21 protein-coding genes and 1 riboswitch are annotated in these 19,370 nt (G+C 61.7%); of the genes, 8 read left to right on the top strand and 13 right to left on the bottom strand.

Features of this window, described 5'->3' with window-relative positions; all coding sequences use genetic code 11:
• Nucleotides 1-185, top strand: a 185-nt coding sequence (locus IB272_RS09980) for a glucoamylase family protein (protein WP_281435506.1), incomplete at its 5' end; no start/stop codon positions are given.
• A 40-nt stretch (nt 186-225) separates the two neighbouring features.
• A complete protein-coding gene (locus IB272_RS09975; protein WP_348646780.1) occupies nt 226-1,884 on the top strand; it encodes an SbmA/BacA-like family transporter in 1,659 nt (552 codons plus the stop codon).
• A 91-nt stretch (nt 1,885-1,975) separates the two neighbouring features.
• On the opposite strand, the gene IB272_RS35365 is transcribed toward IB272_RS09975, so the two are convergent.
• A complete protein-coding gene (locus IB272_RS35365) occupies nt 1,976-2,101 on the bottom strand; it encodes a hypothetical protein (protein WP_255380881.1) in 126 nt (41 codons plus the stop codon).
• Nucleotides 2,102-2,294: 193 nt separating this feature from the next.
• Nucleotides 2,295-2,537 (bottom strand): hypothetical protein, encoded by a 243-nt coding sequence (locus IB272_RS09970; protein ID WP_113135730.1) that lies wholly within the window; start codon nt 2,535-2,537, stop codon nt 2,295-2,297.
• Between the two features lie 227 nt (nt 2,538-2,764).
• Here IB272_RS09970 and IB272_RS09965 point away from each other — a divergent pair, with 227 nt between their 5' ends.
• Together IB272_RS09965 and IB272_RS09960 are read left to right on the top strand one after the other, a co-directional pair.
• Nucleotides 2,765-3,679, top strand: coding sequence for a J domain-containing protein (locus IB272_RS09965; protein ID WP_060585138.1), 915 nt, complete (start codon nt 2,765-2,767; stop codon nt 3,677-3,679).
• A gap of 3 nt (nt 3,680-3,682) precedes the next feature.
• A complete protein-coding gene (locus IB272_RS09960; RefSeq protein WP_060520771.1) occupies nt 3,683-3,997 on the top strand; it encodes a chaperone modulator CbpM in 315 nt (104 codons plus the stop codon).
• On the opposite strand, the gene IB272_RS09955 is transcribed toward IB272_RS09960, so the two are convergent.
• Complete coding sequence (locus IB272_RS09955; protein ID WP_060585136.1) at nt 3,994-4,422, bottom strand: nuclear transport factor 2 family protein; 429 nt, start codon at nt 4,420-4,422, stop codon at nt 3,994-3,996. The two genes, IB272_RS09960 and IB272_RS09955, sit on opposite strands and share 4 nt — an antisense overlap.
• A gap of 199 nt (nt 4,423-4,621) precedes the next feature.
• On the opposite strand from IB272_RS09955, the gene IB272_RS09950 reads away from it, so the two are divergent.
• Entirely contained in the window at nt 4,622-4,978 is a 357-nt protein-coding gene (locus IB272_RS09950; protein WP_034794298.1) for a hypothetical protein, read from the top strand.
• Nucleotides 4,979-5,000: 22 nt separating this feature from the next.
• Here the strand turns inward: IB272_RS09950 and IB272_RS09945 are convergent, their stop codons facing one another.
• Together IB272_RS09945 and IB272_RS09940 are read right to left on the bottom strand one after the other, a co-directional pair.
• Nucleotides 5,001-5,987: a copper chaperone PCu(A)C gene (locus tag IB272_RS09945; RefSeq protein WP_060585134.1), complete on the bottom strand. Its 987-nt coding sequence runs from the start codon at nt 5,985-5,987 to the stop codon at nt 5,001-5,003.
• A gap of 95 nt (nt 5,988-6,082) precedes the next feature.
• Complete coding sequence (locus tag IB272_RS09940) at nt 6,083-6,472, bottom strand: hypothetical protein (RefSeq protein ID WP_060585131.1); 390 nt, start codon at nt 6,470-6,472, stop codon at nt 6,083-6,085.
• 162 nt (nt 6,473-6,634) lie between these two features.
• Nucleotides 6,635-6,722, top strand: a riboswitch (glycine riboswitch).
• Between the two features lie 141 nt (nt 6,723-6,863).
• On the opposite strand from IB272_RS09940, the gene gcvT reads away from it, so the two are divergent.
• From gcvT to gcvP, 3 genes are read left to right on the top strand one after another with little or no spacing between them, the layout of a single operon-like run.
• Nucleotides 6,864-8,003: a glycine cleavage system aminomethyltransferase GcvT gene (gcvT, locus tag IB272_RS09935; protein WP_060585129.1), complete on the top strand. Its 1,140-nt coding sequence runs from the start codon at nt 6,864-6,866 to the stop codon at nt 8,001-8,003.
• Nucleotides 8,004-8,019: 16 nt separating this feature from the next.
• Nucleotides 8,020-8,382 carry a glycine cleavage system protein GcvH gene (gcvH, locus tag IB272_RS09930; RefSeq protein WP_034794310.1) on the top strand — a complete coding sequence of 121 codons (363 nt, stop codon included), beginning with the start codon at nt 8,020-8,022 and terminating at the stop codon, nt 8,380-8,382.
• The gene (gene gcvP, locus IB272_RS09925) at nt 8,382-11,246 is read left to right on the top strand and encodes an aminomethyl-transferring glycine dehydrogenase (protein ID WP_060520767.1); all 2,865 of its coding nucleotides are present in this window, start codon (nt 8,382-8,384) and stop codon (nt 11,244-11,246) included. Before gcvH ends, gcvP begins: the two co-directional genes overlap by 1 nt.
• A gap of 140 nt (nt 11,247-11,386) precedes the next feature.
• On the opposite strand, the gene IB272_RS09920 is transcribed toward gcvP, so the two are convergent.
• From IB272_RS09920 to sufB, 8 genes are all read right to left on the bottom strand, one after another.
• Nucleotides 11,387-11,815: a response regulator gene (locus IB272_RS09920; RefSeq protein WP_162733011.1), complete on the bottom strand. Its 429-nt coding sequence runs from the start codon at nt 11,813-11,815 to the stop codon at nt 11,387-11,389.
• Between the two features lie 11 nt (nt 11,816-11,826).
• On the bottom strand, nt 11,827-13,332 hold the full coding sequence (locus IB272_RS09915; RefSeq protein WP_060585124.1) for an ATP-binding protein: 1,506 nt from the start codon (nt 13,330-13,332) through the stop codon (nt 11,827-11,829).
• Nucleotides 13,333-13,424: 92 nt separating this feature from the next.
• Complete coding sequence (sufA, locus tag IB272_RS09910; protein ID WP_034794319.1) at nt 13,425-13,817, bottom strand: Fe-S cluster assembly scaffold SufA; 393 nt, start codon at nt 13,815-13,817, stop codon at nt 13,425-13,427.
• A 93-nt stretch (nt 13,818-13,910) separates the two neighbouring features.
• On the bottom strand, nt 13,911-14,291 hold the full coding sequence (locus tag IB272_RS09905; RefSeq protein ID WP_034794321.1) for an SUF system Fe-S cluster assembly protein: 381 nt from the start codon (nt 14,289-14,291) through the stop codon (nt 13,911-13,913).
• Nucleotides 14,292-14,360: 69 nt separating this feature from the next.
• On the bottom strand, nt 14,361-15,602 hold the full coding sequence (locus IB272_RS09900; protein WP_034794323.1) for a cysteine desulfurase: 1,242 nt from the start codon (nt 15,600-15,602) through the stop codon (nt 14,361-14,363).
• A gap of 129 nt (nt 15,603-15,731) precedes the next feature.
• Nucleotides 15,732-17,012, bottom strand: a complete 1,281-nt coding sequence (sufD, locus tag IB272_RS09895; RefSeq protein WP_060585122.1) for a Fe-S cluster assembly protein SufD — start codon at nt 17,010-17,012, stop codon at nt 15,732-15,734.
• Nucleotides 17,013-17,034: 22 nt separating this feature from the next.
• Entirely contained in the window at nt 17,035-17,790 is a 756-nt protein-coding gene (sufC, locus tag IB272_RS09890; RefSeq protein WP_034794631.1) for a Fe-S cluster assembly ATPase SufC, read from the bottom strand.
• Nucleotides 17,791-17,870: 80 nt separating this feature from the next.
• On the bottom strand, nt 17,871-19,340 hold the full coding sequence (gene sufB / locus IB272_RS09885) for a Fe-S cluster assembly protein SufB (RefSeq protein ID WP_060585120.1): 1,470 nt from the start codon (nt 19,338-19,340) through the stop codon (nt 17,871-17,873).
• Between the last annotated feature and the right edge of the window lie 30 nt (nt 19,341-19,370).

Raw genomic sequence — 19,370 nt, 5'->3', positions numbered from 1 at the left:
GCTTTCCGGCGGAAGGAACCGAATCCGGCTGGTGGGTCAGCCCCTATCATTTCGGCATCGACCAAGGCCCCGTGGTGCTGATGATCGAGAACTACAGGACCGGCCTGCTGTGGAACATCATGCGCCGCTGCGAGCCGATGGTGGTAGGATTGCGACGGGCAGGCTTCTCCGGCGGCTGGCTCTGACGGCCAAAGCAACAAAGGTACTCTGATGGACAGCCAGCCAGTGCCGATCAGAACAACCGCACTTCGCTTCGCACGGGCTGTCCGGATGCTGCTGACCTCCGAGGTCGGAGGCCGTGCCAAGTTGATGTTTGCCGGGCTTATTGCGCTGCTTTTCGGTCTGAACGGCCTCAACGTCGTCAACAACTACGTCGGCCGAAACTTTATGACGGCGATCGCCGAGCGCCAGATGAACGAGTTCATTCGGCAAGCGGTTTTCTACGTCTGCGTCTTTGCCGTTCTCACCGTCACCGGTGTTATCGCACGTTTTGTCGAAGAACGGCTGGCGCTGCTGTGGCGTGAATTCATGACGAGACGCGCCGTCGATCTCTATTTGGAGGAGGAGACCTATTATCGCGTGGAAGTCTCGGGGACGCTAAGCAATCCGGACCAGCGGATATCGGAGGACATCCAGGCGTTCACCGTCACCACGCTTTCCTACATCATCATGCTGTTCAGCAGCACGCTGACGGTGGTGACGTTCTCAGGCGTGCTCTGGTCGATCAGCCCGCTGCTCTTTGTCGTCGCTGTTTTCTATGCCGCCTGCGGCTCGTATATGACGATCGTGCTCGGTCGGCCGCTGATCGGCCTGAACTATGAGCGGCTCGACAGGGAGGCGAACTTGAGGTCGAGCCTCATGCACCTGCGCGAAAACGCAGAAGCGGTGATGGTGACCAGCGTCGAGGGGCAGCAGAAGACGCGATTGCTAGATCGCCTCGATGCCTTGGTCGTCAACATCTTGACGATTACCGCCGTCAATCGCAACCTGGCCTTTTTTACCAGCGGCTACAACTGGATGATCCAGATCATCCCGGATTTGATCATCGCTCCGGCTTTCATGCGCGGCGAAATCGAGTTTGGGGTGATTACCCAATCAGGTGCAGCCTTCGCCATGCTTGTCGGCGCATTCTCGCTGATCGTCAGGCAGTTCAACTCGATCTCGAATTTCGCCGTCGTCGTTTCTCGACTGAGCGCCTTGCTGGAGGCGATCGAGGAAAGCCGAAAAAGCAGCGTCTCGAGCATCGAACTGGTGAAGCAAGACGGCGATCTGGCCTTTGACCAGGTAACGCTGGGATCGGCAGTCACCCACCCATTGCTTCGCGATCTGTCGCTGTCGATCCCAATGGGAACGCCTGTGCTGATCTCAGGGCCGCATGCGGCCGCGGGGGCTGCGCTCTTCCGGGCCACCGCGGGAATTCCGACCGCCGGCACCGGGCGGATCGAGCGCCCGGAAAGTCTGATGTTTCTGCCGCAACGACCCTATCTGCCGCCGGGTCCTCTTCGGCAATATCTTCTGCCGCCTGGAAGTTCCGAAGGCATCTCCGATAGCCAGGTGCTCAATGTCTTGCGCAGCCTCGGTCTCGATGGGCTCGCCGATGGTGCCGAGGGGCTGGAGAAGGAACAGGATCGGGATATGTCCTTGGGCGACCAGCAGCTCCTGGCCCTCGCCAAGGTGCTTCTCGCCAGGCCACGGTATGTGTTTCTCGACCGGATCGAGGCAACGCTTGGTCGTGAGGCCTTGCGCAACACCCTGCGCCTTCTCCGCCAGAGTTCGATCACCTGCATCAACAACGGCGAGGAAGGCGATACACGCGACCTTTACGGCGCCTTCCTGGATTGCCGGGAGGATGGCAGCTGGACGTGGAAAGCCGATCGGACTTGATCAGCCCCATCCCGGCACGCAGTCAAGGCCGAGACCTGACCGGCATGCCCCGCCTGAGCGATCGCCCGATGACCGATTCTGACGCCGGCACTTACCGCGGCGCGACGATGCCCTGGTAGTAGTCGCCATCACCGCCGACGACCCGCGGCGGACCATTGTAGGTTTGTGAACAGGCGGCCAGCGTGGTGAGCGCAAGCAACAATACGATCGTTCTCATGAAGTCCCCTTCTGGCCTGCATGCCGGCTATGTCCTTGAGACTTGGGAGAATCTGAGGCGGAGCCGGTTAGAAAACAAGTACTGAAATGGTGGTATAACAAAATCTATGATCGTTGAAGATGCAATCTTCAACGATTGCCGCCCGCTATGGGGCGGCAATCCGGACACGGTCAACAATGGATGAATAGCCCGCCTAGATCGGGCGCTGCCGGTCGGTCTGTTCGCGCTCTCTCCAGTACTGCAGCCGAAGTCGCGGCGCCATGATCCAGGCGATGAACGGCGTGACGAGGAAACAGCTGACGACCACGATCGGGATCGCATATTTGGCGTTGGCCGTGAGGGCCGGTACCGACAGAACGATCAGGATCCCGATGGCGAACAGGATGGCGTTGATCATCAGGCCGACCATGATCGCGAGTTGCAGGCGGACGGACATTTCGACCTCCCGAAGCTTCGGGGCGCTACGCCCCTTAAGCGTGCATTTGCGCGGCGGATTGTAGCAGACCGCTCTCATTCGCGAAATGGTGGAGTTCGCGCGGCGTCTCGCCCCTGTCGCGGGCGCAAATCTGCTCTATGCTTTTAGGCGAGCGATTGAAGACGCACGCGCCGGCCCGGCAAGGCTCGGGGAACGTGGTCGATCCGCGCTCGCCCAAAGGAGATCGCATGACGAGCCCATACGAAACGCTCGGTGTCAGCCGCGACGCGACGCAAAAGGACATCCAGAGCGCCTATCGCAAGCTTGCCAAGAAGCTGCACCCGGATCTCAATCCGGGAGACAAGGGCGCGGAGGACCGCTTCAAGGCGGTTTCAGCGGCCTATTCCTTGCTTGGAGACGAAGACAAACGCGGAAAATACGATCGCGGAGAGATCGACGAGACCGGAGCGGAAACGCCGCCCCGGCACTACTACCGCGACTATGCCCAATCAGGCGATGCAGGGGCACGTTACGAAAGCGCGCATGGCTTTTCTGATTTTGCCGAAGCGGACGATATCTTTTCGAGCTTCTTTTCACGGCGCGCGGGCGGGCAGCAGCAGCGCCAGCGCGGTCGCGATACCCATTTCTCGATGGAGATCGCATTTCTCGACGCGGCCAACGGCACCAAGACCCAGATCACCCTGCCCGGCGGCGGACCGGCGCTCGACCTGACCATTCCGCCCGGCACGCGCGATGGCCAGACGCTGAGGCTGCGCGGCAAGGGAGAACCGGGTCGCGACGGCGCACCGGCTGGCGACGCGCTGATCGACATTCGCGTCCGCCCGCATCCGCTCTTTGCCACGGATGGTGACGACGTGCGCTACGAGGTGCCGATATCGCTGAGCGAGGCCGTGCTCGGCGGCAAGATCCGCGTTCCGACGATCGATGGTGCCGTGAACGTTTCGATCGCTCCGCACACCAACACGGGCAAGACGCTGCGGCTGAAGGGCAAGGGACTGCACAAGCCGGGCGGTGGCCATGGCGATGCCTATGTCAGCCTGAAGATCGTGCTGCCGCAGGCCCCCGACCCGGCGCTTTCCGCCTTCGTCGAAGGCTGGGCCGCCGGCAAGACGGAAGATCCGCGCAAGGGCATGGGAGGATGACCTATGAACGACCGTGAATTTTGCGAACATCTCGATATCGAGGTCAAGGTTCTGCGCATCTGGGTCGAGCAGCGCTGGCTGATGCCCCAGGAGGCTGACGCCGGCTGGCTGTTCGAGGATGCCGACCTTGCGCGCGCGCGTCTGATCCAGGATCTGACGGGCCCCATGGGGGTCAATGACAACGGCGTCGACGTGGCCATGCAACTGCTCGACCAGGTCCACAGCCTACGGGGTCGCCTAGCGGTGTTGATGAACGCCATTCGCTCCCAGGAGCCGGCGGTTCAAAAGCTCATCTTGTCGAGCGCCGAGGAGGATTAGGCAACGGCCGGCTCGTTCAGCAGCCCGATCGTTTCGGCGACAAACAGGGTATCGACGAACTCCGTAAGGTCGACGATCCGATCGTCCCGGAACGTGAACTTGTCGATGATTTCGGTTCGCTCGCGGGTCTGCGACGGGATGAAGCGAACAAAGCCGGCGCGGTGGACGATGACGGTATCGCCATCGGCATAGCAGCCGACCATCTCCATCTCGCTCAGGTCCCAGTTCTTGACGAGCGTCGAGAAACTGTCGCGCACTGTTTCCGGCGTGTTGACGGCCAGTGCCAACGTGCCGAGCCTGCCGCTTCCCACGATGCGGAAGCTGAAGTTCGGATCGAGTTGCGCCATCATGGTGTCGAGGTCGTTGACATCGCGGGCGAGATAAAGGGCCCGCACCCTGAATTCCAGCATGCTTCGCTCAGTCATGACAGCCTCCCCGTTTCTATTAGAACGAGTGTGTTTTAACTTTAGCGATCGCGCAAGTATTAGTGGTGTTCCGCCCCGCTTCGCACCGCTCGCAGTGACCATCGTTAGAGTTTTCCTAAAATGCAACCACCAGTTTTTACCCGCCTTCAGGTGAAACTGAGCGACAAGAATGGATTGCTAACGGGAAGGCAGAGAAAACGTGACACAGGTCGTCACAGTATCCGCAACGACGGCGGCTTATGCGGCGGAAGCGCTGAAGCCGTCTGCACGTGTGCGTGGCGACGGTCCGACCGATGAAGCGATCACGTTGCTCTCGGCGCGGCGCACCGAAGAGCCCAAGTTGACGCCGGTCTCGATCCCGAAGACCAAAGGCGCCCTGCCCCTCTCCTTCATGCTGGCCACGGCCGACGGCCGTCTGCCGGAGCGCTCGGAAGCCGAAGCCCTGCGCCGCTATCTCGAATTCATGCGCGATGACGACGGTGGTTCCGAGAAGCAGGAAAACGAAGGCCGGCAGGATGAGCCTGCCGGCCAGGAGGATGAAAGCGACGCCGCCTGAGGCGGAATCGCGATTTCTCGGGTCAATGATGCTTTTGGCCGCCGGCTGCCTCACCGCCCTTTGCCGAGCCGACCGGGAACGTTGCATCGACCTTGCCGGCCTTTTCGAAGACGAGCGTGACGGGAACCGTATCGCCTTCCTTGAAGGGCGTCTTCACGTCCATGAACATCAGGTGCAGGCCGCCGGCCTTGAGCTCCACCGTTTCGCCGGCCGGCAATGCCACGCCGTCGTCGAGCTTGCGCATCCGCATCACGTCGTTTTCCATCTTCATCTCGTGGATCTCGACACGCGCGGCCGCAGGGCTCTCGACAGCAACGAGCCGGTCTTCACCTGCCCCACCGTTCTTGATCGTCAGGAAGCCGCCGCCGACCTTGGCGCCCGGCAGCATGGCCTTCACCGAGCCACCGGAGATATCGAGATCGCCGACCCTCGCCGAGCCGCCGGCCGCAGCCATATGTCCGCCATGGCCGGCGTGCGGATCGGCGGCATCGGCCATCGTCACCGTTACGGTCGGTGCCGGGCTTTTCAGGTCATGTGCGTTCTGGCCCTCGGCAGCCACCTGGTCCCAGACGACCTTGCCTTCGGTGCCGCAAAGCTGCGTGGTCGGGAAGGCCAGCACAGTCTCCTTGTCGAAGCCCGAGACTTTACCGCGCACGACAAAGGTGTCGTAGTATTCGTTGGGAAGATTGCCGCCCTTCCACCGGATCTCCAGTGGGCCGGACGAGACCTTCTTGCCGTGATTGTCATAGGTCTTCTGGTAATCGCCCTTGATGATCTCGATTTCCCAGCCGGGCTTCGGCTGCGGTTGGGCGAAGACGAAGCCTTCCGGCAGCTTGATCTGTACTTCCGTCGTCGGCTTGCCGTCGCAGCCATGCGGAACCTGCAGCACCGCCTTGAAGGTGGTTTCCACCGGCGCCGTGTCTTTCTCGAAGGTGGCATGGGCGTGGGCGATGCCGCTTGCGGCAAGGGTAAGGCCGAGCGAAAGCGAAACGATCCTGGTCTTTGTCATGTCGTAATCTCCTGACCACGCGCCGGGCTTTGCCCGATGTCCGGTGGTCCAAGCCGCTTGAACGCGGCAAATTGTATTGGGATGCGAGAGGAGAATTACGAACGCGCCGGAGGCCCGCGCGAAGGCGGCAGCAACCGCAGATGCTGATGGGGCGTCGCGTATTCAGCGACAGCTGTCGAAACCTGCCAGGCGCCCGTTTCGGCGCGAACGTTCTCGGTTGGCGGAGCCGGCAGCAGGATAGAGCCCGAAAGACGGCAGGCCTCGCAGACCGGGGCCATCGCCTGGCCCTTGCCGCTTTCATGGTCGACGCCATCCATGCCGAAGCAGATTTCGGCGATCGTTCCGTCAGGCAGCTGATAGGCGGAAATTTCGGCCGGGCTGAGCGTCTTGGCGCTGAGCGGCTTGTGGGCAAAGGTCAGGAAAACGAGCGCAAAGACGGCGATCAGCCGCACTGCTATCCCGAATTTTCCGTCGCGCCCTGTCATGGTTATCCCCGGTATCTGTCTTGGGTTATCCTCAACCGGAGAAGAATGCAAAGGCAGAATTGCCGCACCCTGCCCGGCTGCGTCTTTTGGTCATGCGACAAAAATGTGTTTCGGCGCGACACCGCCCCCTTGCCAAGCTCTGGCCTTCGCCGTTATCTGGAGACGATCTTGTTGGGAGAAGCCGGTTCACTCCGGTGCCGAAGGAGCAACCGCCCCGGAAACTCTCAGGCCAAAGGACCAGCAAGGTGCCGGTAGGACTCTGGAGAGAAGCGTTTTTACGCTCGCCGAAGGGATAACAATCTCAGGCAAAGGGACAGAGGGGGCTCGAATCGACGGCGATTGACGCCGGAAGTGTGAGCCGGCGCGGGAGCGCCAGACCTGGAGGCCGGATTTGGAAAACAATCCTCATTTGAAACAGACGCCGCTGCATGCGCTGCACCTTTCGCTGGGCGCGCGCATGGTACCCTTTGCCGGTTACGACATGCCGGTGCAGTACCCCGATGGCGTGATGAAGGAACACCAGCACACCCGTGTTGCTGCCGGTCTCTTCGATGTATCGCATATGGGCCAGGTCATCGTTCGGCCGAAGTCCGGCAAGATCGAGGACGCGGCCCTGGCGCTCGAAAAGCTGGTGCCGGTCGATGTGCTCGGCCTTGCCGAGGGCCGCCAGCGTTATGGCCTCTTCACCAATGCCGAAGGCGGCATCCTCGACGACCTGATGATCACCAACCGCGGCGACCATCTCTTCCTCGTCGTCAACGCCGCCTGCAAGGACGCCGACTTCGAGCTCCTGAAGGCCGGTCTCTCCGATACCTGCGACGTGACGATGCTCGACGATCGCGCGCTGATCGCGCTTCAGGGCCCGCACGCCGAAGCCGTGCTCGGAGAACTCTGGGCTGATGTCTCCGCCATGCGCTTCATGGACGTCGCCGAAGCCGACCTGCATGACGTCACGTGCATCATTTCCCGCTCGGGCTATACCGGCGAAGACGGTTTCGAGATCTCCATTCCCGTTGCCTCCGCCGTCGATGTCACCCAGCGCCTGCTCGAACATCCCGATGTGAAGCCGATCGGCCTTGGCGCCCGCGATTCGCTGCGCCTTGAAGCCGGTCTTTGTCTCTATGGCAACGACATCGACACCACCACGACCCCGGTCGAAGGGGCGCTCGAATGGGCACTGCAGAAGGCGCGCCGCGCCGGTGGCGCCCGCGAAGGTGGTTTTCCCGGTGCCGATCGTATCCTCGGCCAGTTCGCCACTGGCGCGTCGCGCCGCCGCGTCGGCCTGAAGCCCGAGGGACGCGCGCCGGTTCGCGGCGGCGCTAACCTCTTTGCCGATGCCGAGGGCAAGACCCCGGTCGGCCAGGTGACCTCGGGTGGCTTCGGCCCCTCGGTCGATGGCCCGGTCGCCATGGGCTATGTCGATGCCGGCCATATCGAGAACGGCACCACCCTTTTTGCGGAAGTGCGCGGCAAGTACCTGCCGGTGGCGGTCGCCGCCCTTCCCTTCGTCAAACAAACCTACAAACGCTGATCAGGAGAGAGCGCACATGTTGAAGTTCACTGAGGAACACGAGTGGCTGAAAATCGAAGCTGGTGTCGCAACCGTCGGCATCACCGAGCATGCCGCCGGCCAGCTCGGCGATCTCGTCTTCGTTGAACTGCCGGAAACCGGCTCGAACTTTGCCAAGGGCGATAGCGCCGCCACCGTCGAATCCGTCAAGGCAGCTTCCGACGTCTATTGTCCGCTTGACGGCGAAATCGTCGAAGTGAACCAGGCGATCGTCGACGACCCGTCGCTCGTCAACAGCGACCCGCAGGGTGCTGCCTGGTTCTTCAAGCTGAAGCTTGCCAACCCCAGCGATGCCGATGCCCTCCTTGAGGAAGCGGCCTACAAGGAGCTCGTCGCCTGATGAGCATGCCCAAGGATTTCACGTTTACGGACTACAAGCCGTATGACTTCGCCAATCGGCGTCATATCGGTCCGTCGCCGGCCGAAATGGACGAGATGCTGAAGGTCGTCGGTTACCCGACGCTCGATGCGCTGATCGACGACACCGTGCCGCCGTCGATCCGCCAGAAAACGCCGCTTGCCTGGGGCGCGCCGATGACCGAGCGCGAGGCGCTCGACAAGATGCGCGAAACGGCCAACCGCAACCAGAAGCTCGTGTCGCTGATCGGCCAGGGCTACTACGGCACGATCACGCCGCCAGTCATCCAGCGCAACATCCTGGAAAACCCGGCCTGGTACACGGCCTATACGCCCTACCAGCCGGAAATCAGCCAGGGCCGCCTCGAAGCGCTGCTCAACTACCAGACCATGGTCTGCGACCTGACTGGCCTCGACGTTGCCAACGCGTCGCTTCTCGATGAAGCGACCGCAGCCGCTGAAGCGATGGCGATGGCCGAGCGCGTTTCGAAGTCGAAGGCCAAGACCTTCTTCGTCGACGAAAACTGCCATCCGCAGACGATCGCGCTTCTGAAGACCCGCGCCGAGCCGCTCGGCTGGCAGATTGTCATCGGCAATCCCTTCGCCGATCTCGATCCGGTCGACGTCTTCGGCGCGATCTTCCAGTATCCGGGCACCTACGGCCATGTGAACGACTTCACCGGCCTGATTGCCCGTCTGCACCAGACTGGCGCTATCGCGACCGTTGCCGCCGATCCGCTGGCGCTGGCGCTTCTGAAGTCGCCTGGCGAAATGGGCGCCGATATCGCCATCGGCTGCACTCAGCGCTTCGGCGTTCCGGTCGGCTATGGGGGTCCGCATGCGGCCTATATGGCCGTCAAGGATGCACACAAGCGCTCGATGCCCGGCCGTCTCGTCGGCGTCTCGGTCGATGCGCGCGGCAACCGCGCCTATCGCCTGTCGCTGCAGACCCGCGAACAGCACATCCGCCGCGAAAAGGCGACGTCGAACATCTGCACCGCGCAGGTTTTGCTCGCCGTCATGGCCTCGATGTACGCCGTCTTCCATGGACCGAAGGGCATCAAGGCGATCGCCCAGAGCGTTCACCAGAAGACCGTTCGTCTCGCCATGGGCCTCGAAAAGCTCGGCTACACGGTCGAGCCCGATGTGTTTTTCGACACGATCACCGTCGAAGTCGGCAAGCTGCAGGGCATCATCCTCAAGACCGCAGTCGCCGAGGAAGTGAACCTGCGCAAGATCGGCGAGACCAAGATCGGCATCAGCCTCGACGAGCGCTCGCGCCCCGTCACGCTCGAAGCCGTCTGGCGCGCCTTCGGTGGCGACTTCAAGGTGGAAGAGTTCGAGCCGGGGTACCGCCTGCCGCAGCCGCTGCTGCGCACCAGCGAATACCTGATGCACCCGATCTTCCACATGAACCGCGCCGAGAGCGAGATGACGCGCTACATCCGCCGTCTGTCGGACCGCGACCTGGCGCTCGATCGGGCGATGATCCCGCTCGGCTCGTGCACGATGAAGCTGAACGCGACCGCCGAGATGCTGCCGATCACCTGGCCGGAATTCTCGGAGATCCATCCCTTCGTGCCGAAGGATCAGGCGGCTGGCTACCAGCACATGATCGAGGACCTGTCGGAGAAGCTCTGCGCCGTCACCGGCTATGACGCGATCTCCATGCAGCCGAACTCCGGTGCACAGGGCGAATATGCCGGTCTCCTGACGATCCGTGCATACCACCTTGCGCAGGGCAACGCCCATCGCGACGTCTGCCTCATCCCGACCTCGGCGCACGGCACCAACCCCGCGTCGGCCCAGATGGCCGGCATGAAGGTGGTCGTCATCAAGGTCAGCGAAAACGGCGACATCGACATGGATGATTTCCGTGCGAAAGCCGAGCAGTATGCCGAAAATCTCTCGTGCTGCATGATCACTTACCCCTCGACGCACGGCGTGTTCGAGGAGAACGTGCGTGAGGTCTGCGAGATCGTGCACAAGCACGGTGGCCAGGTCTACATGGACGGCGCCAACATGAACGCCATGGTCGGCCTTGCCCGCCCCGGCGACATCGGTTCCGACGTCAGCCATCTCAACCTGCACAAGACCTTCTGCATTCCGCACGGCGGCGGCGGTCCCGGCATGGGCCCGATCGGCGTGAAGGCGCATTTGGCGCCATACCTGCCCGGCCACCCGGAAACGGACGGCCAGGACGGCGCGGTTTCGGCTGCTCCCTTCGGCTCGGCCTCGATCCTGCCGATCTCCTGGAGCTACTGCCTGATGATGGGTGGCGAAGGCCTGACCCAGGCGACGAAGGTGGCGATCCTCAACGCCAACTACATCGCAGCAAGGCTGAAGGGCGCCTACGAGGTGCTCTACAAGTCGTCGAAGGGGCGTGTCGCGCATGAATGCATCATCGACACCCGTCCGCTGGTCGAAAGCGCCGGCGTGACCGTTGACGACGTCGCCAAGCGCCTGATCGACTGCGGTTTTCACGCCCCGACCATGAGCTGGCCGGTTGCCGGAACTCTGATGATCGAGCCGACCGAATCGGAAACCAAGGCCGAGATCGACCGATTCTGCGAGGCAATGCTTGCCATCCGCGAGGAAGCCCGTGCGATCGAGGAAGGTCGCATGGACAAGACCAATAACCCGCTGAAGAACGCTCCGCACACGGTCGAAGACCTGGTCGGCGAATGGGATCGCCCCTATTCGCGTGAGCAGGCCTGCTACCCGCCGGGCGCCTTCCGGGTCGACAAGTACTGGTCGCCGGTCAATCGTGTCGACAACGTCTTCGGTGACCGCAACCTCGTCTGCACCTGCCCGCCGCTCGAAAGCTACGCGGAAGCCGCAGAGTAACGACATCGACCGGCGGAGCAGCAATGCTCCGCCGGTTGTTTTCTCCGGCGCGGCTGCGCCCGGACGGATGCGCGCCTGTGCGCTCGACCCCATTCCCCAAAAAACGTGGCGTGTAATACGACGGCGTGAAGACAGCTGACCTATCGGCGCGCGCTCATGCCCGGTGGCAGGATTGTACTTTCGACCCAGAAGCGAATGAACGCCTCGGCGAAGCGACGATATGCGATGACCGAGGACGGCTTTGCCGCATAGGCATTGGCGCCGGCACTGTAGCAGTGAAGCACGTCGGCCGGATTGATCGAGGACGTCAGCACGATGATCGGGATGAGCGCAGTGGCACGGCTCTTGCGCACGCGCCTTAGGAGCTCGATCCCATCGCTGCCGGGCAGCTTGATATCCATCAGCATGTAGTCGAAGTGCCCGCTGGAGAGCTGTTCCACGGCCTCGTCCGCGTCGGTCACCAGGACGAGTTCGATCGATTTGTCGATCTGGGCAAAGGCGCGCATCACGAAACGCGCATCGTGCGCGTCGTCTTCCACCAAGAGCAATCGCTTTGGCGTCGAGGTCACCTTGTTCCGCCCTACTTCGCCTTCCTCAGCCACCTCGGAAGCAACACGATGAAACGTGCGCCTTCTCGGAAGCTCGTGTCAAGGCAGATCGAACCGCCATGGCTTTCGGCGATGCGTTTGGCGAGCGACAAGCCGATTCCCGTGCCGCCATAGACCGTCTCATCCTTGTGCAGCCGCTGGAACACTTCGAAGATGCGCGTCGCAAACCGCGGATCGATGCCGATGCCGTTGTCCTCTACGACCAGTTCCACCGTTTGGTGCAAAACGCTGCCGTGGATGCGGATGACCGGGGGGCGGTCGGCGTGCCGGTACTTGATCGCATTGCCGACGAGGTTCTGGACCAGGCGGCGCAGCAGCTCGGGATCCCCTTCCAGTTCCGGCAGTGGGCCTACCTCGAAGGTTGCGTTTGCGTCGTTTGCGTCACCGGCGAGAATCGTCAACGTCTCCGAGACGACGTCGCTCAGCCGCACCTGGGTCCAGTCGGTGATGCGATGCGCGATCTGCGCATAGTCGAGCAGGCTGTCGACCACGCGGTTCATCCGCCGGACGCTGTCGCGCAGGTGCCGGGCATTTTCCGCAAGTTCGGTCTGATTGCCTGCCTTGATGTCGTCTTCGATCATCTCGGAGAACATCGAGATGTGCCGAAGCGGCGCCTTGAGATCGTGGGAAACGGTGGCGGTGAACTGATCGAGTGCCTCGTTCTTGTGTTCCAGTTCCTGCCGTTGCCGCTCGAGCGCGAGCTCGGCGCGCTTCAGATCCGTGACATCGACACGCGCGACGACCGTGTTGCCATCCTTGGCCTTGATGTTCTCCACCCTCAGCCAGCGGTCGTCGGCATAGCGGTGAATCTTCGGCTTTCCGTCCGGATAGCGGAAATCGCGCAGACGCGAGGCGATCCATTCGTTGCCTTCGCGCGTCCCCGGCAAGGCGTCCGGGTAGTGACCGCCCTGGCGCGCCAAGAGCAGGATTTCCTCGGCGGTGATGCCGGGCTTGAGTGCTGGACCGGCAGGCCCGCAGATCGCCTGATAGGCCCTGTTATAGACGACCAGCCGTTCCTCCCTGTCGAAGATGGCAAAGCCTTCAGGCATTGCTTCGAGGGCCGCATTCAGCATCTCGGAAGCCTTCTGCCGTTCGCTCACCGCTTCGGTCAGGTCCGAAACGTCTCTGATGATACCGATAAGCGCCAGTTCCTCGCCTTGGTCGTTGATCAGGGGCGTGGTGCGCAGATGTCCGGAAAATGTCGAGCCGTCACGCCTGATATAAAGATAGTTCGAAGTCCGGGGGGCGGTTTCGTCCACGCGCGCCGCCCGGTTCTGCAGGCGCTTGGCATATTCCGCATCGGTCGCGTAGATCAGGCGCACGGATCTGTCGATGAACTCCGCGGCCGGATAACCGAACTGGCGAAGTGCTGCATTGTTCGCGGAACGGATGATCCGCTCGGCGTCGATGATGATCACGGGATCGGGAAACGTTTCGTAGAGCGCCTTGAAGACGAGATCTTCGTTCAACGCCGCCATGTCCCTCTCCCTATTCCATAGATGTGTATCTCAGCAGAAAAAAGGCCCGGCGAAAACCGGGCCGACCTATTCAATTGAAGGAATGGTAAAACTCAGTTGGCGCGCACTACGGCGTCACCCTGTGCCGCAAGCGCGGCCAGATCGGCCGGCTTCAGCTCGACCGATTCGCCGCATCCGCAGGCGGATGTCTGGTTGGGATTGTGGAAGGTGAATCCGGAGCGCAGCGTCGTCACTTCGAAATCCATCTGCGTGCCGAGCAGATAGAGCACGGCTTCCGGCGCAATCCAGACCTTGGCGCCCTGATGCTCGATCAGGTCGTCCTTGGGGTTCGGCTCGGTCACGAGATCGACGGCATACTCCATGCCGGCGCAGCCACCCTTCTTGATGCCGACGCGAATGCCCTTGGCATCGGCGCCGGAATTCTCGACGATCGCGCGCACGCGGCCGGCAGCGGCATCGGTCAGGCTCATCACGGCAAAGCCCATGGGCTCATTCTCCTTGTCGTCACCGGGGTAAAGGCCCGGCGCCTTACAGAATCAAATGTAGTATCCGTGCCTTAACGGATCAATACGCGAGGCTCAGTACCACCCGACGGCGACCTGTGCTTCCTCTGACATGCGGTCCGGCGTCCACGGCGGATCGAAGGTCATTTTGACCTCCACACCCGAGACGCCCTCGACGGCGCCGACGGCGTTCTCGACCCAGCCCGGCATCTCGCCCGCCACCGGGCAGCCGGGTGCTGTCAGCGTCATGTCGATCTTGACCATGCGGTCGTCTTCGATGTCGATCTTGTAGATGAGACCGAGTTCGAAGATGTCGGCCGGGATTTCCGGGTCGTAGACGGTCTTCAGCGCCGCGATGATGTCGTCGCTGAGGCGCGCAATCTCTTCGGTTGGGATCGCCGAATGCACGATGCCCTCGCGGACGTCGACCTTTTCTTCCGTTGCATCAAGGCTCATGTCGGCCTCCTGGACTTTCTCTAGTGGTTCAGCAGATTGGGATAAATCCCTGAACCTTTTACAAACTTCTTAGGCGAAGAACTTTCGTGCATGCTCCAGCGCGTCGACCAGCGCATCGACCTCGGCCCGTGTGTTGTAGAGCCCGAAGGATGCACGGCATGTGGAGGTCACGCCGAAACGTTTCAAGAGCGGCTGGGCGCAATGGGTACCGGCGCGAACAGCGACACCGGCACGGTCGATCACCATCGACACATCGTGCGAATGAATGCCGGCAAGCTCGAAGGCGAAAATGCTGCCCTTGTCGGGCGTGTTGCCGAAGACCCGCAGCGAATTGACCGACGAGAGGCGCTCGCGCGCATAGGCCGTCAGATCGGCTTCATGCGCCTGGATCGCTGCACGACCAAGCTTGTCCATGTAATCAAGCGCATAGCCAAGGCCGATTGCCTGCACGATCGGGGGCGTGCCGGCCTCGAAGCGGTGCGGCGGATCGTTGTAGGTAACATAATCCTCGGTCACCACCTCGATCATCTCACCGCCGCCGAGGAACGGTCGCATCTCCTTCAGCCGGTCCGTCTTGCCGTAGAGCACACCGACACCGGAGGGGCCGTAGAGCTTGTGGCCGGTCATCACGTACCAGTCGCAATCGATGTCCTGGACGTCGACCGGCATGTGCACGGCGCCCTGGCTGCCGTCGACGAGTACAGGGATGCCGCGCTCGCGGGCGATGCGGCAGATTTCCTTGACCGGAACAACGGTTCCGAGCGCATTCGACATATGGGTGATGGCGATGAGCTTGGTCTTGTCCGTCAGGCACTTGACGAAATCTTCGACGTGCAACGCGCCGTCGTCATCGACCGGGATCCAGACGAGCTTGGCGCCCTGGCGTTCGCGGATGAAATGCCAGGGAACGATGTTGGAGTGGTGCTCCATGATCGACAGCACGATCTCGTCGCCCTCGCCGAGCTTCGGCATGCCGTAGCCATAGGCGACCGTGTTGATCGCCTCGGTCGAAGACTTGGTGAAGATGACGTTGTCGACCGACGGGGCATTGAGGAAGCGGCGCACCTTTTCGCGTGCCGCCTCATAGGCTTCCGTCGCGGCATTCGACAGGAAATGCAGGCCGCGATGGACGTTGGCGTATTCGTTGGAATAGGCATGGGAGATCGCATCGATCACGACCTGTGGCTTCTGTGCCGATGCGCCGTTGTCGAGATAGACGAGCGGCTTGCCGTAGACGGTTTTCGACAGGATCGGAAAATCCTTGCGGATCGTTTCGACGTCGTAGGCGGGCACCGGTACAGAGTGTTCCATGTCTTCAATCCAATTTCGCCACGTCGCCGCGCGTCCCTGAGGACGCGCTAAGCGCACTGCAACATGTTGAAGTCCTGCGCAATTTTACCCCAAATCGACGCCGATTTAAGGAATTACGCAGACAGCCCGTCAGGCGTGCTTGTCGAGCCAGGTCGAGATGACCTCTTCCAGCGCCTCGACCAGCGCCTCGTCATCTTCCAGCTCTTCGACGATCTCGGCAACAAAGGCATTGACGAGCATGGCCCGAGCCTTGTTTTCCGGAACACCGCGCGCCATCAGGTAGAAGAGCTGCGTGTGGTCGATATCGGCAACCGTCGCACCGTGGCCGCACTGCACGTCGTCGGCGAAGATCTCCAGCTCAGGCTTCGCCGAGAGATCGGCGTCGTCGGACAGAAGCAGCGTGTTGCATGCCATCTTCGCATCGGTCTTCTGCGCGTCCTTGGCAACCAGGATCTTGCCCTGGAACACGCCCTTGGCACGATCGAACACGACGTTGCGGATGATCTCCGTCGACGTGGTGTGCGGTACGTTGTGGCCGAGCGTGAAGGTCACGTCCGTGTGGCTCTCGCCGCCGAGCAGGTTGATGCCGCGCAGTTTGAAATCCGCACCCTCGCCGCTCGTCTTGCCATGGATCTCCTGGCGCACCAGCTTGCCGCCGGCGTTGATCACGAAGAGATGCAGCTTGGCATTCTTGCCGAGGTCGAAGCGGATCTGGCCGAGATGGGTATCGGCAGCGCCCTGCTGCTGCAGGATGATCCAGATGACATCGGCACCGTCGGCGAGCGTAATGTCGCTAACGGAGGAGACGAAGCTCTCGCCGTCTTTGGTCGACAGATGCCGCTCGATCAAGGTTGCCTTGGCGTTGGCGCCGAACGTCACCGGGAAGCGCGTATGCGCCTGGCCGACACTCTGTACCAGCTGAATTTCCAGCGGATTTTCGACCGTTGCATCATCGCCGACGGCGATTTCGAGACCGCCGCGCACGAGACCGCCGTTGATGCGGCCGATCGCGTCGTCAAAGCCGAGCACGGCGAGGCCGGCCGTGGCCGAACCGTCGAGCAGGCTGTCGACATAGGAGCGCACCGTCACGCCCTCGGGAAGGTTGCCCTTGACCTCGGCCTGGCCGTTTCGGACCGAAAACACCGTCGAGCCCGGAACCAGCGCGTCGACGCGATCGGCAAAAGCCGTCGGATCGGTAGCCGGCACCGCGCGCAGCAGCGTGCGCAGGTCGGTGTAGTGCCAGGATTCGACACGGCGGGTCGGCAGACCCGCAGTCCTCAGTTCGTGCACCAGCGTGTCGCGAACCGAAAGCACCGAACCGTCACCCGGCAGATCGCCGATCTGCGCGGTATAGGCGTCGACGAGCGCCGTCTCGGCCGCCGTCATCTTGATTGCCTGTTGCATATTCATTCGAACACTCCTTCAACAGGCTCTAAGCTGCGGCCTCGATGATATCCGCGTAGCCGTTGGCTTCGAGTTCGTGCGCCAGCGTCTTGTCGCCCGACTTGATCACCTGGCCCTTGTAGAGGACGTGCACCGTGTCGGGCACGATGTAGTCGAGCAGGCGCTGGTAGTGGGTGATGACGACGACGGCGCGATCCGGCGAACGCAGGGCGTTGACGCCGTCGGCGACGATCTTCAGCGCATCGATGTCGAGGCCGGAGTCGGTTTCGTCGAGCACGCAAAGCTTCGGCTGGAGCAGCGACATCTGCAGGATTTCGGCGCGCTTCTTCTCACCGCCGGAGAAGCCGACGTTGAGCGGGCGACGCAGCATTTCCGGTGCGATCTTCAGCTCGGCAGCGGCTTCCTTGACGCGGCGCATGAATTCCGGCGTCGTCAGCTCGTCTTCACCGCGATACTTGCGCTGTTCGTTCATCGCCACCTTCAGGAACTGCATGGTGGCAACGCCCGGGATTTCGACCGGGTACTGGAAGGCAAGGAAGATGCCCTTGGCCGCACGCTCGGACGCGTCGAGTTCCAGGATGCTTTCGCCGTTGTAGAGGATGTCGCCTTCGGTGACTTCGTAATCTTCGCGGCCCGACAGGATGTAGGAGAGCGTCGACTTGCCGGAGCCGTTCGGGCCCATGATGGCGGCAACTTCGCCGGCCTTCACGGTCAGGTTCAGGCCACGGATGATCTCGGTGCCGTCTTCGGCGATGCGGGCGTGCAGGTTCTTGATTTCAAGCATTTCTATCGTCCTCTTGGGAAACGAACGTTCGTTCGCGCGCAAACTCTCGGTGCGCGCCATTCAATTTTCAGTCCAGGGCCTTAGCCCACCGAGCCTTCAAGCGAGATGCCGATCAGCTTCTGCGCTTCGACGGCGAATTCCATCGGCAGTTCCTGGATGACTTCCTTGACGAAGCCGTTGACGATCAGCGCGATCGCCGCTTCGGTCGGGATGCCGCGCTGCAGGCAGTAGAACAGCTGGTCCTCGGAAATCTTCGACGTCGTGGCTTCGTGCTCGAACTGTGCCGTCGAGTTCTTCGCCTCGATGTAAGGAACGGTATGCGCGCCGCACTTGTCGCCGATCAGCAGCGAATCGCACTGGGTGAAGTTGCGGGCATTCTCGGCCTTGCGGTGGGCCGAAACCTGGCCGCGATAGGTGTTTTCCGAGACGCCGGCAGCAATACCCTTGGAGACGATGCGGCTCGACGTGTTCTTGCCGAGGTGGATCATCTTGGTGCCACTGTCGATCTGCTGGTGACCGTTGGACACCGCGATCGAGTAGAACTCGCCGCGCGAACCGTCGCCGCGCAGGATGCAGGACGGATACTTCCAGGTGATCGCCGAACCGGTTTCGACCTGCGTCCAGGAGATCTTGGAGTTCTTGCCACGGCAATCGCCACGCTTGGTGACGAAGTTGTAGATGCCGCCCTTGCCTTCCTTGTCGCCCGGATACCAGTTCTGGACCGTCGAGTACTTGATCTCTGCGTCATCGAGCGCAACGAGTTCGACGACGGCGGCATGAAGCTGGTTCTCGTCGCGCTGCGGTGCGGTGCAGCCTTCGAGATAGGACACGTAGGCGCCCTCTTCGCAGATGATCAGCGTGCGCTCGAACTGGCCGGTGTTCTTCTCGTTGATACGGAAGTAGGTGGACAGTTCCATCGGGCAACGAACGCCCTTCGGCACGTAGACGAAGGAGCCGTCGGTGAAGACTGCGGAGTTCAGCGTCGCATAGTAGTTGTCGGTCGTCGGAACGACGGAACCGAGATACTTCTTGACGAGATCAGGGTGCTCGCGGATCGCCTCGGAGATCGACATGAAGATCACGCCGGCCTTCTTCAGCTCTTCCTTGAAGGTGGTGACGACCGAGACGCTGTCGAAGACGGCATCGACCGCGATCTTCGACTTCTGCACGCCCGCGAGGATTTCCTGTTCCTTCAGCGGAATGCCGAGCTTTTCGTAGACCTTGAGGATCTCGGGGTCGACTTCGTCGAGCGACTTCGGGCCCGTCACGCCCTTGGGAGCGGCGTAATAGTAGATCTCGTTGAAGTCGATCTTCGGATAGCTGACGCGCGCCCAGGTCGGCTCGTCGAGCGTCAGCCAGCGGCGATAGGCCTCAAGACGCCATTCCAGCATCCATTCCGGCTCGTTCTTCTTCTCGGAGATGAAGCGAATGATGTCTTCCGAGAGACCCTTCGGGGCCTTCTCGACTTCGATGGTCGTCTCAAAACCGTATTTGTACTGGTCAACGTCGATCTGACGGACCTGATCAATGGTCTCCTGCACGGCAGGCATGTCGTTCTCCAATCTTGCCGGATCCAAGGT

This window comes from Ensifer sp. ENS08, from assembly GCF_014852195.1.
Classification (GTDB): domain Bacteria; phylum Pseudomonadota; class Alphaproteobacteria; order Rhizobiales; family Rhizobiaceae; genus Ensifer; species Ensifer adhaerens.
The sequence above is the reverse complement of the archived record's forward strand: the minus strand, read 5'-3'. Positions and strand labels throughout refer to the sequence as shown.